The sequence below is a fragment of the Bifidobacterium anseris genome (genome assembly GCF_002860345.1).
GTDB classification, from domain to species: Bacteria; Actinomycetota; Actinomycetes; order Actinomycetales; family Bifidobacteriaceae; genus Bifidobacterium; species Bifidobacterium anseris.
The window spans coordinates 267,083-279,810 of record NZ_NMYC01000005.1; the positions used below are offsets into that span (position 1 = coordinate 267,083).

General features: G+C 56.5%; 13 protein-coding genes. 3 read left to right on the plus strand and 10 right to left on the minus strand.

The window, feature by feature from the left end; genetic code table 11:
* A complete protein-coding gene (locus tag CGZ88_RS06275; protein ID WP_101671391.1) occupies window positions 1-1,440 on the minus strand; it encodes a polysaccharide deacetylase family protein in 1,440 nt (479 codons plus the stop codon).
* Between the two features lie 421 nt (window positions 1,441-1,861).
* Here CGZ88_RS06275 and CGZ88_RS06280 point away from each other — a divergent pair, with 421 nt between their 5' ends.
* Window positions 1,862-2,350, plus strand: a complete 489-nt coding sequence (locus CGZ88_RS06280) for a VOC family protein (RefSeq protein ID WP_243390094.1) — start codon at window positions 1,862-1,864, stop codon at window positions 2,348-2,350.
* Window positions 2,314-2,502 carry a hypothetical protein gene (locus CGZ88_RS06285; RefSeq protein WP_101671392.1) on the plus strand — a complete coding sequence of 63 codons (189 nt, stop codon included), beginning with the start codon at window positions 2,314-2,316 and terminating at the stop codon, window positions 2,500-2,502. The genes CGZ88_RS06280 and CGZ88_RS06285 overlap by 37 nt, the downstream gene beginning before the upstream one ends.
* A gap of 1,858 nt (window positions 2,503-4,360) precedes the next feature.
* On the opposite strand, the gene CGZ88_RS08985 is transcribed toward CGZ88_RS06285, so the two are convergent.
* From CGZ88_RS08985 to CGZ88_RS06320, 8 genes are all read right to left on the minus strand, one after another.
* Window positions 4,361-4,516: a hypothetical protein gene (locus CGZ88_RS08985; protein ID WP_165778725.1), complete on the minus strand. Its 156-nt coding sequence runs from the start codon at window positions 4,514-4,516 to the stop codon at window positions 4,361-4,363.
* A 2-nt stretch (window positions 4,517-4,518) separates the two neighbouring features.
* Window positions 4,519-5,202, minus strand: coding sequence for an ABC transporter ATP-binding protein (locus CGZ88_RS06290; protein ID WP_101671393.1), 684 nt, complete (start codon window positions 5,200-5,202; stop codon window positions 4,519-4,521).
* On the minus strand, window positions 5,202-6,431 hold the full coding sequence (locus CGZ88_RS06295) for an ABC transporter permease family protein (RefSeq protein ID WP_101671394.1): 1,230 nt from the start codon (window positions 6,429-6,431) through the stop codon (window positions 5,202-5,204). The genes CGZ88_RS06290 and CGZ88_RS06295 overlap by 1 nt, the downstream gene beginning before the upstream one ends.
* Before the next feature lie 9 nt (window positions 6,432-6,440).
* Window positions 6,441-6,896: a hypothetical protein gene (locus CGZ88_RS06300; RefSeq protein WP_101671395.1), complete on the minus strand. Its 456-nt coding sequence runs from the start codon at window positions 6,894-6,896 to the stop codon at window positions 6,441-6,443.
* Window positions 6,897-7,702: 806 nt separating this feature from the next.
* Window positions 7,703-8,098 (minus strand): hypothetical protein, encoded by a 396-nt coding sequence (locus CGZ88_RS08895; RefSeq protein ID WP_133120913.1) that lies wholly within the window; start codon window positions 8,096-8,098, stop codon window positions 7,703-7,705.
* A 349-nt stretch (window positions 8,099-8,447) separates the two neighbouring features.
* Window positions 8,448-9,137: a response regulator transcription factor gene (locus tag CGZ88_RS06310; RefSeq protein WP_101671397.1), complete on the minus strand. Its 690-nt coding sequence runs from the start codon at window positions 9,135-9,137 to the stop codon at window positions 8,448-8,450.
* 987 nt (window positions 9,138-10,124) lie between these two features.
* Complete coding sequence (locus tag CGZ88_RS06315) at window positions 10,125-10,625, minus strand: hypothetical protein (protein WP_101671398.1); 501 nt, start codon at window positions 10,623-10,625, stop codon at window positions 10,125-10,127.
* Window positions 10,625-11,308, minus strand: a complete 684-nt coding sequence (locus CGZ88_RS06320; protein ID WP_101671399.1) for a phosphatase PAP2 family protein — start codon at window positions 11,306-11,308, stop codon at window positions 10,625-10,627. Before CGZ88_RS06320 ends, CGZ88_RS06315 begins: the two co-directional genes overlap by 1 nt.
* Window positions 11,309-11,419: 111 nt before the next feature.
* On the opposite strand from CGZ88_RS06320, the gene CGZ88_RS06325 reads away from it, so the two are divergent.
* The gene (locus CGZ88_RS06325) at window positions 11,420-11,881 is read left to right on the plus strand and encodes a hypothetical protein (protein ID WP_231371398.1); all 462 of its coding nucleotides are present in this window, start codon (window positions 11,420-11,422) and stop codon (window positions 11,879-11,881) included.
* 223 nt (window positions 11,882-12,104) lie between these two features.
* Here CGZ88_RS06325 and CGZ88_RS06330 read toward each other — a convergent pair whose 3' ends face one another.
* Window positions 12,105-12,710, minus strand: coding sequence for a TetR/AcrR family transcriptional regulator (locus tag CGZ88_RS06330; RefSeq protein ID WP_051198475.1), 606 nt, complete (start codon window positions 12,708-12,710; stop codon window positions 12,105-12,107).
* Window positions 12,711-12,728 lie beyond the last annotated feature (18 nt).

A 12,728-nucleotide genomic window follows, 5' to 3' on the forward strand; every position in this document is an offset into this window, starting at 1 on the left:
TCAGCGCGTGGGCTCGCCGCCGTTAGGCGGCAGACTGTCCTGTGCCGTGTCGCCGCGCGCATAGAACACAGTGCCGGGGTCGAGTTCATCGGTGAGCAGCTGGGAGACGGTGACCAGATGGAAGCCGCGCTCACGCAGGCCGCTGACGATCTGCGGAATCGCTTCGACGGTGCGTTCGTGGCCATCATGCAATGCGATGATCGCCCCGGCGGACGCACCGTTGAGCACATTGTTCGCGATGTCGTCGGCGCTCGTCTTCGCGTCCCAGTCGCGAGCGTCGACGTTCCACAAGATCACTGATTGGCCATCAGCGCGGGCGGTTTCGACAACGTCCTCGCTCCATGCGCCGTCCGGCGGCCGGAACAACGTCGGCTTAGCCACGCCGGCGTCCTCGATGACTTCATCGGTGTCGTGGAACCATCTGCTGAGCTCGTTGGCGGACAGTGTGTGCAGCTGTTTGTGTCTCCAGCTCATCGAACCGATCTCGTGGCCCTGCGCGGCCATCGTCGCGAGCAACTGCTTGTTGCTGCCCGAAACGAACTGGCCCTGCACGAAGAATGTGGCCGGCGCATCCGCTGTGTGCAGCGCGTCGAGCAGCCGCGGCGTCACCTGCTTGTTCGGGCCGTCGTCGAAGGTGAGCGCGACGCATGCGGTCAGCTCGCAGTCAAGCGGCATTGCCTCGACGACGTCGTCAGTTGCCTTCGTCAGTGCGGCAAGCGCATCGTTGATTTGCGCGTTCGTTGCCGTGGAGGTCGGCTCGAGCACTGCCTTCGCCTGCTCGATCCGCACTTGCAGCCCCGCGCGCAGATTGGCGGGCGCGCGCGCATAGACCGTGTTCGCGAAGGTGAGCTCCTTCTGCAGTTCACCACGACGGTCGGCGTTGCGCGCGCCTTCGACGAGCTGCTTTAACGTGTCAGCGTCAGTCTGCACGTCGCGCATGCGGTTGACCATACTCGTGTTCGCAATCGTGAATCTGGCGGCGAGGTCGGTGAGCGCGGCGGTGTCGGCGCTTGCGTCGCAGCTCGCCGTGGCCAATGTGGAGACGGTGTGGGTGTCGTCGATGTGGTCGATCTTGCTCGTGAGCGCCATCGCGTGCTCCTCGCTCACCGTCTTCGCCTCGTCGCCGCGCGCGAGCCTGCCCGCGGATGTGATCGTCGTCGTGTAGGTGGTGTTGAGGGTGGCGAACGCGCGTTGTGCGGACTCGCAGTCGGCGAGCGCGCTCGCGTGCGCCTGCTGCTGATGGCGGTGGGAGGCGCCGATGACCGGGATGATGATCGCCGCGAGCACGCCGGCACCGACGACGATTGCCGTGACAAGCGCGAGGATCATGTTGCGGCGGTGATGCGGCGATGGATCGGCAGCCGTTTCGGTCGCCGATCCGAAGAAATCGGCGGGTTGGTCGAGTTGGTCGTTGTGGTGGTCAGAAGAATCGTCGGTCATGATGCCCCCTCAGTACCCCATTGTTGCGATTGTATTGTTGGGTCCAGTATATGCCCATTGCGCGCGGAATCGATATAAACGGCCGATATGGATGGTTGGTGTGACGACGTCGACTAGTCGCCCCTGCGCATGACTCGGTTGTTCGGGCGAATTGTCGAGTGATGTGCGCGCCGCGCTGACCGGGAGATGCGGCGTGAGGTGGAGATGTCACAAAAGCGCACAGGGGGATTGGGAATCGGCACATCATCAATCGCGGGTGATCGCAATCGCACATGGCGGGAGCGTGTGGCTAAGGACGTTGGTGCATAACCCGACAGTTGCCGCGAATATCGAGTTATGCAGTGACGGTGCAGGTGGGGATGAAGCTCGCCGGCACATTTTCTGCAATGGTCGACAACGAACGACGAGCGAAGGAATGCTGATGTTCATCGATCATGCGGCCGTATATGTGGTGGACCTGGAACGCGGCGCACGGTTCTACGAACGGTATTTCGAAGGCGTGCGCGGGGCGAGTGGTACGAGAACCCGAACGCAGGTTTCTCGTCGTTTTTCATCACCTTCAACGGGTGCCGCGCGCCTTGAGGTCATGCACAACGATGCCGTCGCCCGTCCGGTGGACTGCAGTGCGCGTGGCTACGCCCATGTCGCGTTCAACGTCGGTTCGCGCGAGCGCGTCGACGAATTGACGGCGCAGCTCGTCGCGGATGGATATGAAAGGCTCAGTGGACCACACGTCACCGGAGACGGCTACTACAGAAAGTTGTGTCCTCGACGCGGAAGGCAACATCGTCGAGATCACCGGCTGAGGTGCCGGCAATGTGAGTTTCGTGATCGGGATCGACGGCAGCGTCAGGTTAGGCATACAGTGCTCAGATGGCGTGGAGCATGGGCGCAACTGCCAAGACGGTAGCCGAACAAGCATTTTATGATGCGCTCGTCGGTGATGCAGTTGGAAGTCTGGCCGGCAAAGTGGATCAACGATGCCTTGATATGCTCTCGGATGATGCCGCTGGGGTGTATGTGCGTTCGGCGTGCAAGGCCATTGCCGAGTTCGTGTTCTAATCCATGCGCGTAGGGCTTTCCCTCCTCGAATCAAAATGCCACCTACGAGAAAAGAGAGGGGCGGAAGGCTGGCAAGGATATAGGTGTCGGAAAACCATCCGTATATATCGACGTACCATCCGCGAATGGAGGTCAATACTAAATTGAGCGCGCATCCGCTTACTATTGCGAGTAACCGTAGAAGAAAAGATGCGGTTCGTAAGTGTGTGTTTCGTGCGCTCCAGACACCTTGGAAAAACGCGATGACTGGAGCAAGGAATAAGGAGGGGATGCCTAGGGAAAAGCAAACCAGCCACCAAGCTGTGCTGTACCATCTAGTATCCGATATCGAAGGCGGCAGGAAATAGGATGCTTCCATGACGAAGTAGAGCAGGCAGAGCAGAATGCACGAGAGGATGAGTTTGCTGTGTTTTCGTAACTGCGTCATCTCTGCTTGCTTTCGGTTCTTCGACTTTCGGAGTCATTGTAACAACATCAGCCGGATACGAGTGGTGGGGTATTGGGGTGTGTCCGGGCAACATAAGCAACGTAGCCAGTGCGGAATACCGATTATAAGACAGCCAGAGAATGGATAGGCGATCCATGGAATTGGAAGGTGGTTTTCACGCCGGCAGCGGTGTGATCGTGGCTATGAAGAACAGGTATGAGCTTATAAGTGCGATGAGTACGGTTGTGATGACGCAGATGATGGTGGTGGCGTGATCGCGGTCATCCGGTATGCGGTGGCGGTGTGACCGCCGTTTCTATGAGCTGCAGAATTGGGCAGAGCAACCATAATGCCCAACCGACGAGTATCGTGATGCCAATCGCCCGCCACGGGGTAGTGCTTGGTGTCGTCGAGGCGGCATCGTTGTAATACGCGACGATTACGCAGCCGATTTGCAGGAGCAATCCGCTCCATCACAGTATCCTTCGGATGCCGGTGAACCATTGATCGGGGCGGATCCTCTTTAGCCTATCTCGGAAATGAACATTATGGATGAAGCGAATACTCATCACCTACCTCCCATGGTGACTGCTCTTCAAACAAGAATAGTATAACATATGACCAATCAGAGGGGTTTGTGTGTAATTCTTGGAAATATAACTTGTAGATATAAATGGAGTAAGTGGTTTATGGTGCGCACCTTGATCGGTTCCTGTCCGAGTATATCCGGTTGGTGAGTGTGCGGCTGTTGGTGTACGTGCGGCGGTCGGCAACGATGGCGTATTGCCGGGGCGCTCCAGGAAGCCTACGAGACGGTGATGAAAGATATAAGCAGGAGCAGGCAGGATATAGGTAAGGTAATGACGGTGGCGATGGCGCCCAGTATCTGACTGGCCTTGTCTGGAGGATTGTTCCGTCGGATATCGGCAGGGATCGGGAACCATAGACCGATTATGCGCACAATGAGGCACAGGCACCAGCTCGCTATGCCTGCGATGAGCGCCGCAGTGAATGCCGTCCACGATGCCTGTCCTGCGTGGCCAAGCCGGTCTCCGTAGACCAATGCCAGATAGATGCATCCTATCTGGGTGCACCATCCCAGCCACCAGAGTGTTTTTCGGCAACCCGTGACCCACTGATCGGGGCGAATCTGTTGTAATCTTTCGCGGAAATGAACGTTGTGGACAAGATGGATGCCCATCGTCTGCCTCCCATGGACTGCTCATCTATCGGAAGCAGCATAACACGCGAACAATCGCAATCAGGGTGCCTGTTGCGCGTTGTGTTGATGCAGGTCGTGCGGAAGTGGGAGGCCGTCGGCGATGTTATCGGCACATGCGGTCGGGCGCGTCCCGGTGATCATCGCGCCTCCGAACCCTCTCGAAGTTCTGCGATGATTAACGGGAAATCGCCCTTGGGCGTCCGATGGCATTAGTGGGGCAGTCCAAGGAAGATGGCGAATCCGATGCAAGTGATGCCGATGATGATGGAGAGCGACCAAAGCCAGTTTTCCTTGACATTTTTGATTCCCGCCACGAGCAGCAGTATTCCGATGATTGCCGCGGACACCATGATGATGAATCCCATGGCTATGCCTCCTTGTGTAGCGTGATGATTCGGTCGTGTTGGTTGGCAACGTAAGCATCGTGGGTGACCGTGATGACCGTGGTGCTGTGGTTCTCATTGAGATTGCGCAGGAGCATGAGCATGCGTTCCTTGTTCTCGTCATCCAACGCGGAGCTCGGTTCATCGGCGAGGATGATAGGCGGATCCATCATGATCGCGCGTGCGAAGGCGATTCTTGACTTTTGACCGCCGGAGCATTCCAGCGGTTTCTTCTTGAGCAGATCGCGAATGCCAAGCTGATCTACAGCCTGCGCGAACCGCGTCTCGAGGTTTTGCGGCCGTGGATTGGCGTAGAGGAAGGGCAGTTTGATGTTCTCCTCGACTCTCAGCGTATTGATGAGCGATGATTCCTGCAGCACGAAGCCAATCTTCTCGTTGCGCCATTGGGCAAGTTGGGCGTCGGTCAGTTCTGACGCGCGCTTGCCCATGATTGAGTAGTCGCCATCATATTTCCTGTCGATCAGGCCAAGGATGTTGAGCAGCGTGCTCTTGCCGATGCCGGATTCGCCAACGATCGCGACGCTTTCACCACGCTCCACCGTGAGGGAGAACTCCTGCAGCGCTGGCACAGGCGTGGTTTTCCTGAAACATGCCCATCCTTTTTGGTAGGTCTTGTTGTTGATATTGAGTTTGATTATTGGTTCCATTACTGAAGCACTCCCAGGGAGATCGGGATTCGTTTCACCCGCCAGGTGACGATTTGCGCCAGCAACGCCGCAACGGCGACCATGACAACGAATGAGCTGTACAGGCCGATCCAGTCCATCGGAATCAAGCCGCCGGCCCAGCCAAGGGTCATGGCGAGTGGGTCGTTCATCGTCCATGCGGTCTGTCTCATCGCTATCGTCAGAGCGGTTACGACGGCCCATGCGATGAGACCCAGCACCATATAATGCGCGAAGAGGAGGTTTCGTAGTTTCCGGTAGCTCAATCCGACCAGTATGTTGACCGTGTATTCCCGCATCATTATTCGAATGCCGGCCAACGAGCTCCAGACTGCCACGATGACCAGCAGGATGATGAATGCTGCGCAGGTTGCAATCAAAGATCTCATTGATGGCATGTAATACTGATTCAGGTCATCCTTCAGGTCCTGATAGCTGCTGAATCTGAGAGGTCCGGGAGCCACCTGCCCTGCATAGTCCTCCAGTCGAGTCACGTCGGATTGTTGGGCGTTGAGCAGGACCAAATCAAAGAGCAGGTCTATTCTCAATGCGCTATTCTCGGCTTTCAGGAATGCCCTATTCACTGGCACGAGGATTGAGAAATTATAGTAGGTCTTTGAATCAAGCGCCTTGAGGTTGGAGTGAGCCGCATTGTTGGCGAGAACGCCTTTGACCTCGTAGTGCATGTTCCGATCCAGTGCGGGGTCACGCATGACGAATGTGGAGCCCAACGGATAGTCGTCGGCAAGCCCTTTGCCGACGAGTACGGGGATTGTGGTGTCGTCGGCGAGCTTGTAGTCAAAGTTCAGATCGCCGCCAGCGCTGGTCGGGAGTCTGCTGAGCTCATCCCAGTTCTTATTCATATAGGCCACAGTGACGTTGCTATTATTGCTATTCGGAAGATCGGCGAGGAATCCGTCTACGAAAACAGCATATTCATATTGCTCGTCCAGACGGTCGAAAACACGTTGAGCTGACTCATTCGTGTACTGGCGGAAAGTGTCGAAGGAAGAGCCGTGCAAATCCATCACATACGTTCCCTCACGGTCGAAATTGGAGAACTCTCGAAAACCTTGCTCCAAAGACACGACTGAGCGCACACACATGAAAGGAATGTAGCTTGCCAAGATCGTCAGGAGAACGGTCGCCGTGACGAGGATTAGTTTTTTCAAGAAAACGCGGGTTGAAAAGAATCGGAATAGTTTTAACATGGTAAGTAATCAATTCCTATGAATTCCAATACAGATCGAGCTCGCAAGGATGTATGCGATGAGCGCCCCGGTCAGTTGTATGCAATGGATGATCTGGAATCTCAATGCCGCATGGATGGCGACGGCGCAGGTGAAACAACAGGCCAGTGCCACAACGCACTGCGCGATGTAACGGATGCGAATCCGCCACAAGAGGTCTCCAACCATGATTCTGCACCGAACCTCCGTCTTGCTATTGACGACGAACTGATAGTGGAACATGACCACTATCACGGAGAAACACAATAGGATCTTGGTTTGGTTCCCGAGAATGGGCGCCATGTGGTCTTTGAGGAAATCGTCGTTTTCGGCGAGTCGCTGAAGATACAGAAGAAATCCTGCGAAAAAGAAGCAGCCGAAATACAAGCAAGCCAATTCAAACAAGCTTGTTTTCATCATCGGCAATCTATAGATGGAGTATTTCATGGTTTACTCCCCAAAACCCAATGGTGCCCTACCTGTTGCATAACGGTTACGGGATCTCTGGCGGTTTTTGACTTAGTGCCTGAACTCCGAATCACCCACGGTTCCAACGGAAGTAGGTGCGTCCGTCAGGTCCCCAACTCAGGCTATCCCAAACACGGGAACTTTTAGCGCCATTAGTTGCCTTACGATATCCTATCTGCCCTTTATTCGGTCGGTAGTACCAGTGCTCTGCATATCTGTAGCCGGATCTGGGATGATTCCAACACCAGCCTACATATACTAGCTGTGCCACTTCTTCTGTGGAGGCACCGTTGGCGTTATTGCCGAACATTGTTTTAGCCATAGCGATTTCTGCTGTCCCAAACGATAGTGCAAGAATAGTGCTAACAGTTGCGATTCTCTTAATAACACGACGCATGATTATATCCTTTCTTTCGATATCTTTTCGACATTGAAAGACATATCGAAGCTAGATAAACTCCCAGATGTATTTTGTCAAATTGATATGAAGCTGAGAAGTCAGTTCGCGCGTCTCTGACTGGTTGAGTCAGGTGAGGGCGAAAGGTTGTTCGTTCGACGGTACGGCGGTCGGAAGATTCGTCGTCGAACTCAAGCGGGAGGTTCCGTCGTAACTGCAACAACATGTTGCAGTTACGACTAGAATCCGTCTATGATTTTCATCTTCACTCCATCTACGTTGAATATGTGTATGTGTTCACATGGTAGAAGCGGAGTGGCTCGATGTATATGCGATGTACCCAATATGGGTATGCAAGGAGCTGTTGGCGTATTGGTGCCCGCGTCGGTTAGCTGGCAGGGGAGTCTGCTGTTTCGCCATATTGTTCGAATAGCATGTTCACAATTTGAGCAACATCTTGAGACGCTTGGTCGAGTCGAGTTCGAATATCTTCATCAAGTTCCAGTATTTGTTCGACGTCTGCTGTTGTGGGAGCGCTGAGCAGAGTGTGGCTGCGGTATTGCAGCATGAGATCAACATTAGAGAGCGTACCAGAGACGGCATCATGCAGTTCTTCGGCGGATTTCAGCATCTGCAATCTCATCTGCGCTATTGCCTGTCGTTGCCGTTGCAGGTGATGGGTGAATCGACGCAACGCTGCGCCGAGCAGAGCGGCTAGCATAAACATGCTGGAAAAAGCAGTGCCGTCAGTGGAGTCGCCGCAGTGTCTGTGTTCGTCGACCATACAAGTTGATATACTGAAAATAATAGTGCAGCGCCGACCGATGCTGGGTCATTGGTGAAATATGACCATAGACTGATTGCGGCGAGCACACTGTATAGGGCATATGAGCTGTACATGGGGGAAAGTGCATCCCCGGTTATTGATAGTACGGCGAATGTGATTAATGAGGGTAGGGGGAACCGGTATGTGCATCCGAATGCTATGACTTGGGCAAGTACCAGTATCCCTAACGGTATTGTGGGGCGATGAATTACGAACGTTTGCCACAGTAGCACGGCGGATACGGTGACAAGAATCATGAGCAACCCCGGATGTGCGCAATGGAGTGGGTTGCGAATGCGGCCTACGCTTAGTTGAGCTTGAAAAACCGGTTTATGTTTTGCCACTGAAGCACTCCTTCCACTGTGTTGTTTGCGCCGAGTCGTTTTAAGCAGTTCTGCCGATGCTTGCGCGCGGTTTCTCGAGTGCAGTGCATGTGCTCCGCTATCTGCTGATCGGTATACCCTTGAGCTATATAGTTCATGATCATGGTTTGGGTACGGGTTAGCGGCGTAGGTGCGTCTCTTTGCGGCTGCAATCGTCGGAAAGCGTCTTCCGGCGACTCAAAGCCTTCCGGAATGCGACCAGCGCAGATACGTTGGATTGATGTGATGATGTCTGTGATATTCTTCTTTGCTTGCAAATCCTGCATTCCGGCTTGTCGGGCAGCGTTAAGGTAGTGCGTGAGTGGCAGAGAGGTGACGCCGATGATTGGTGTCGTATCGTTTGCGCGACGAATTTGCCATGCTACGGATGGCCCCTCAATGTCACCCAGATGCATATCCATGACGACTGCGTCAAACCGATCATAGATTTCGAGGTTCTGTAATGCGGTAATTCCGCTAGATATAACGTGCTCAATTTTCGTCGACTGTGTTCGCAGATGGAATAGTTGCGTGAACAATTTCAAGGCGAGGGGGTCATTCTCGATGAAAATCAGACGCAGGATGCATTCGGGTGTGCGAGTATCGTTAGTTTCATTTTGGTTTGGTGATTGCAAAGCCGTTCCCTTCCCTTATGCTCTCTAGTCCTCCCTAGGAACACCGTAGCGCGACAGGTTCGAGATCGCAAGCAGCCCCGAGGAGCCCACGGTGCCGCCTGGTTGAATGTGGGGCCATACCCATAGTGGGTATGGCGGCTAGGTATAAGCATTCATGTCATATACCATCATGAGGGTTATCCGATTATCGGGAAGTCAAACAGATGGGCGGTGGTCGTATGAAACGGTTCCTTGTTGGGCTAGTGCTTGCTCAGCTACTTGTGCCATCAGCTGTTCCTGAAACTGTCTCGGGAGCCACTGTTGAGACGATTTCGACGTTACCGGTTACGACCTATTATGCTTGCCCTACATGGTTGAGATGGTTCTGCGGCGAATGAGCCATTTATCCTCATGGTGCAGTAATGGCTGAACGAAGCCTACGGGACCACCTCGGCCTTCGACGGGGTGCCAGAGAGCGGTGGGACTGGATGGATGACGGTATACGGTCTGCTGCACGCGCGTATACGATGCCCGGTCTCCAGCGTCGTATTCGACATGTCCACAGGATTCTCCGGCAACGGAATTGTGCGTGGCGTGTGGCAGGGCATTTGGGGCATGCATTGCATCCGTGGTGTGGATGCCGTGGCCGTCGCATTTGGCGTGCACTACGACGGTGTCAACAGCCCCGCTGGCCACCTGACAATAGTCGGGCGCGCGACAGCGTAGCCGGTTTCTCCGATGCGCATGACTCGGTTGTTCGGATGAATTATCGAGTCATGCGCGCGCCGCGCTGACCGGGAGATGCAGCGTGAGACAGAGATATCACAAAATCGCACAGAGGATTGGGAATCGGGCACATCATCAATCGTAGGCAATCGCAATCGCACATGGCGGGAGTGTATGGCTAAGGACGTCGACGCATAACCGGATAGTTGCCGCGAACTATCGAGTTATGCGTTGAAGAAGGGTGGCGTGGCCGTTGCGGATGCGGCGCGCAGCCGATGCAGGTCATGCGCGCTCGGGCACATCCGATGGCAGGGACCTGAAATACTGGTGGCGCACGGCGAGGTAGGCGGGGAAACAGGCGAGTATAAGCGCGGCGACGACATAGGCGGTGATGAGGTCGTTGTGTTGCGCCCAGGAGCCGAGAGTGCGGTAAGTAATCGTCAAGATCGCCGCCATGCCCGCAACGCACAGTGCAGTCGCGATGAGACGTTCGTTGCGGCGGCGCTGTGCGTCGAGGCACGCGAGCAACAGTCGGTAAATCAGATAGACGGTGGCGAGCCAGAAAACGACCGAGCCGCACAGAATCGTCAGATCGCGGCTGTGCTGCTCGGGCGTCACCGGGCAATGGTCGGGATCGCAATCAGTCGGCAGGTCGGAGACGTGGTTTTCGGCGGCGCAGACGACGAAGAACGCGGTGACGAGCAGCGGAAGAAGATCGAACAGCGCGACGATGCCGAGCACCCACGAAATCCATTCGGGCGGCCTGTGGAAACGGCCGTCCATTAGCGATGCTCGGAATCGGTCGGCAGTAGCGTGAGCTTCATTATCGGAATCGACAACAACGTCAGATAGGCGATCGAGTACAGGCAGCCGGCGAGTACGTCGCTCGCATAATGGACGCCCAGATAGACGCGCGTCGCCATGACAATCGGCGGAACAAGCGCGAGCAGCACAATCGCAACCCATTTGATCGCGCGCCGCCAATAGCGGTACACGAGATAGATGAGGAAACCGTAGAATGCCGTCGACGCCATCGCATGACCGGAAGGGAAGCTGAAACCGACCTCGTCGATCAGACGATGATCAAGCGGCGGCCGCGGACGGGCGACGATACGTTTGAGCATCTCGTTGAGCGCCGCCTCGACGGCGAGATTGACTGCCGCCGCGACGCCGATACGCCAACGCCGCAACGCGCAGGCGGCGACGAGAATGACGGCAGTGAGTCCGATAAGCGTCGCGACGCCGGACATCTGCGTGAACACGACGACGGCGGGCGTCAGCGACGGCGAGATGACATGCGCGGACAGCCATGTGTAGACCGCCGTGTCCATCGGCAGCGGATCGCCATGCGCGAGCAGCACGGCGATTGCGAAGGCCGTCGCGCTGCAGACGGCGAGGATGCCGACGATCTGCCAGCCGTAGCGGCGCAGGAAGGAATCATGGGGCGTGGAATCGCAAACTTGCATGGCACAAGGGTACGGCGCAGGCACGGACGGAATTTGCGCGCAGGCGACACGGTGGGCATAATGAGGAAGGCATCGAACAGATGTTCGGGCGAGTGAAAGCGAGGAATGGACGTGAGTGCGTGGCGCAGCGTGAGAAGGTTCTACCGGCGGCATCGGACGGCCGTCACGTCGGCAGCCGTGTTCGCGGCGGCGATCGCGCTCGTCGGACGCGTGCCGCTGATGCCCGATGCAGACGCGCTGTACACGCCGTTGAGCGGCGTGAGCTCCTTCATCCTTTCGCCGGCGGCAGGCGGCGCGTTGCTGTATCGGCAGCGCTCGCGACGCGCAATGTGGTGGTATGCGCTCGCGATGGTCGCGGGCACGACGGCGCCGATGCTCTACGGGTACTTCCACAACATCGTCGACGATGGCACGATCGGTGGCATCATCGGTGGCGTGACCGGCGGAATCTCGGCGGGCGTGGGGAACCTGCTCGCGACGCTCGCATCGATGGCGCCGGTGCTGTTGTTCATCGGCGGCGCATTGGGCGGCTGCTGGCTCGCGCAGCGGTTCGGCCGGCGTCGGCGGCGATGAACGGCCGCTGAACAATGGTGTGCGTGGCGCGCGAATACGGCGGTGCAAAACAAAGGAAAGAGGCCCGGCCGAAGGGAAGAAGCCGGGCCTCTGAGAGAGAGGAAAGAGAAGAAAGAAGGTTTTCGATTATGTCAACCTTGCGGCTGATGACTTCAATATAACCACCGGTATCTTGAAGCAAGGCTGGAACATGCTGTGAAGTTGCTGAAAATAATGACCGGCGTCATGCGCTCACCGACGGCCACAGCAGTTCGGTCATATGCGAGGCCCAGGCGTTGTGCGAGCCGTTGCCGGGCGCGCCGAGCGCCTTGCAGGCGAGCATCGAGCCAAGCACCGTGCGGAACAGGAACGGCGCGTCCAGACCGCCGCGGAAGACGCCGTCCGTTGCACCGCGCGCGAGGAACTCGGCGAAACGTGCGGAGACGGGGCGGATGACGTTGTCTGCGACCTCGCGCAGCCGTTCATTGCTCGACGACAGCACGATGCCGACGGCCGTCAACCCGACCTTCTCGTCAAAGCAATCGACGATGCGCCGCAGCGCCGCCTGAAGACCCGCGCGTCCCGGCTCGATGCCGTCCAGATCGATCGGCAGCGCGATTGTGTGCGCCAGATGCCGGATGAGGTCGTCGCTGTTCGCGAACCTGCGGTAGATCGTCGTCTTCGCGACGCCGGATTTGCGCGCGACCGCCTCAATCGTGACGGCGCCGATGCCTTGCGCGATGAGGATCTCCAACGTCGCGCGCATGATCTTGACGTCCGTCTGCTCGCGGCGTTCGGCATGTCGCGCCGGCATGCGGACACCGTCGGCCGGCTGTGCTGCTGCGTTCATGACCTTCTTCCTGATTCT

What these genes read in the sequence shown, in the direction of transcription:
- CGZ88_RS06275 (WP_101671391.1), bottom strand. Translation starts at nt 1,440, where the DNA reads ATGACCGACGATTCTTCTGACCACCACAACGACCAACTCGACCAACCC.
- CGZ88_RS06280 (WP_243390094.1), top strand. Translation starts at nt 1,862, where the DNA reads ATGTTCATCGATCATGCGGCCGTATATGTGGTGGACCTGGAACGCGGC.
- CGZ88_RS06285 (WP_101671392.1), top strand. Translation starts at nt 2,314, where the DNA reads ATGGCGTGGAGCATGGGCGCAACTGCCAAGACGGTAGCCGAACAAGCA.
- CGZ88_RS08985 (WP_165778725.1), bottom strand. Translation starts at nt 4,516, where the DNA reads ATGGGATTCATCATCATGGTGTCCGCGGCAATCATCGGAATACTGCTG.
- CGZ88_RS06290 (WP_101671393.1), bottom strand. Translation starts at nt 5,202, where the DNA reads ATGGAACCAATAATCAAACTCAATATCAACAACAAGACCTACCAAAAA.
- CGZ88_RS06295 (WP_101671394.1), bottom strand. Translation starts at nt 6,431, where the DNA reads ATGTTAAAACTATTCCGATTCTTTTCAACCCGCGTTTTCTTGAAAAAA.
- CGZ88_RS06300 (WP_101671395.1), bottom strand. Translation starts at nt 6,896, where the DNA reads ATGAAATACTCCATCTATAGATTGCCGATGATGAAAACAAGCTTGTTT.
- CGZ88_RS08895 (WP_133120913.1), bottom strand. Translation starts at nt 8,098, where the DNA reads ATGGTCGACGAACACAGACACTGCGGCGACTCCACTGACGGCACTGCT.
- CGZ88_RS06315 (WP_101671398.1), bottom strand. Translation starts at nt 10,625, where the DNA reads ATGGACGGCCGTTTCCACAGGCCGCCCGAATGGATTTCGTGGGTGCTC.
- CGZ88_RS06320 (WP_101671399.1), bottom strand. Translation starts at nt 11,308, where the DNA reads ATGCAAGTTTGCGATTCCACGCCCCATGATTCCTTCCTGCGCCGCTAC.
- CGZ88_RS06330 (WP_051198475.1), bottom strand. Translation starts at nt 12,710, where the DNA reads ATGAACGCAGCAGCACAGCCGGCCGACGGTGTCCGCATGCCGGCGCGA.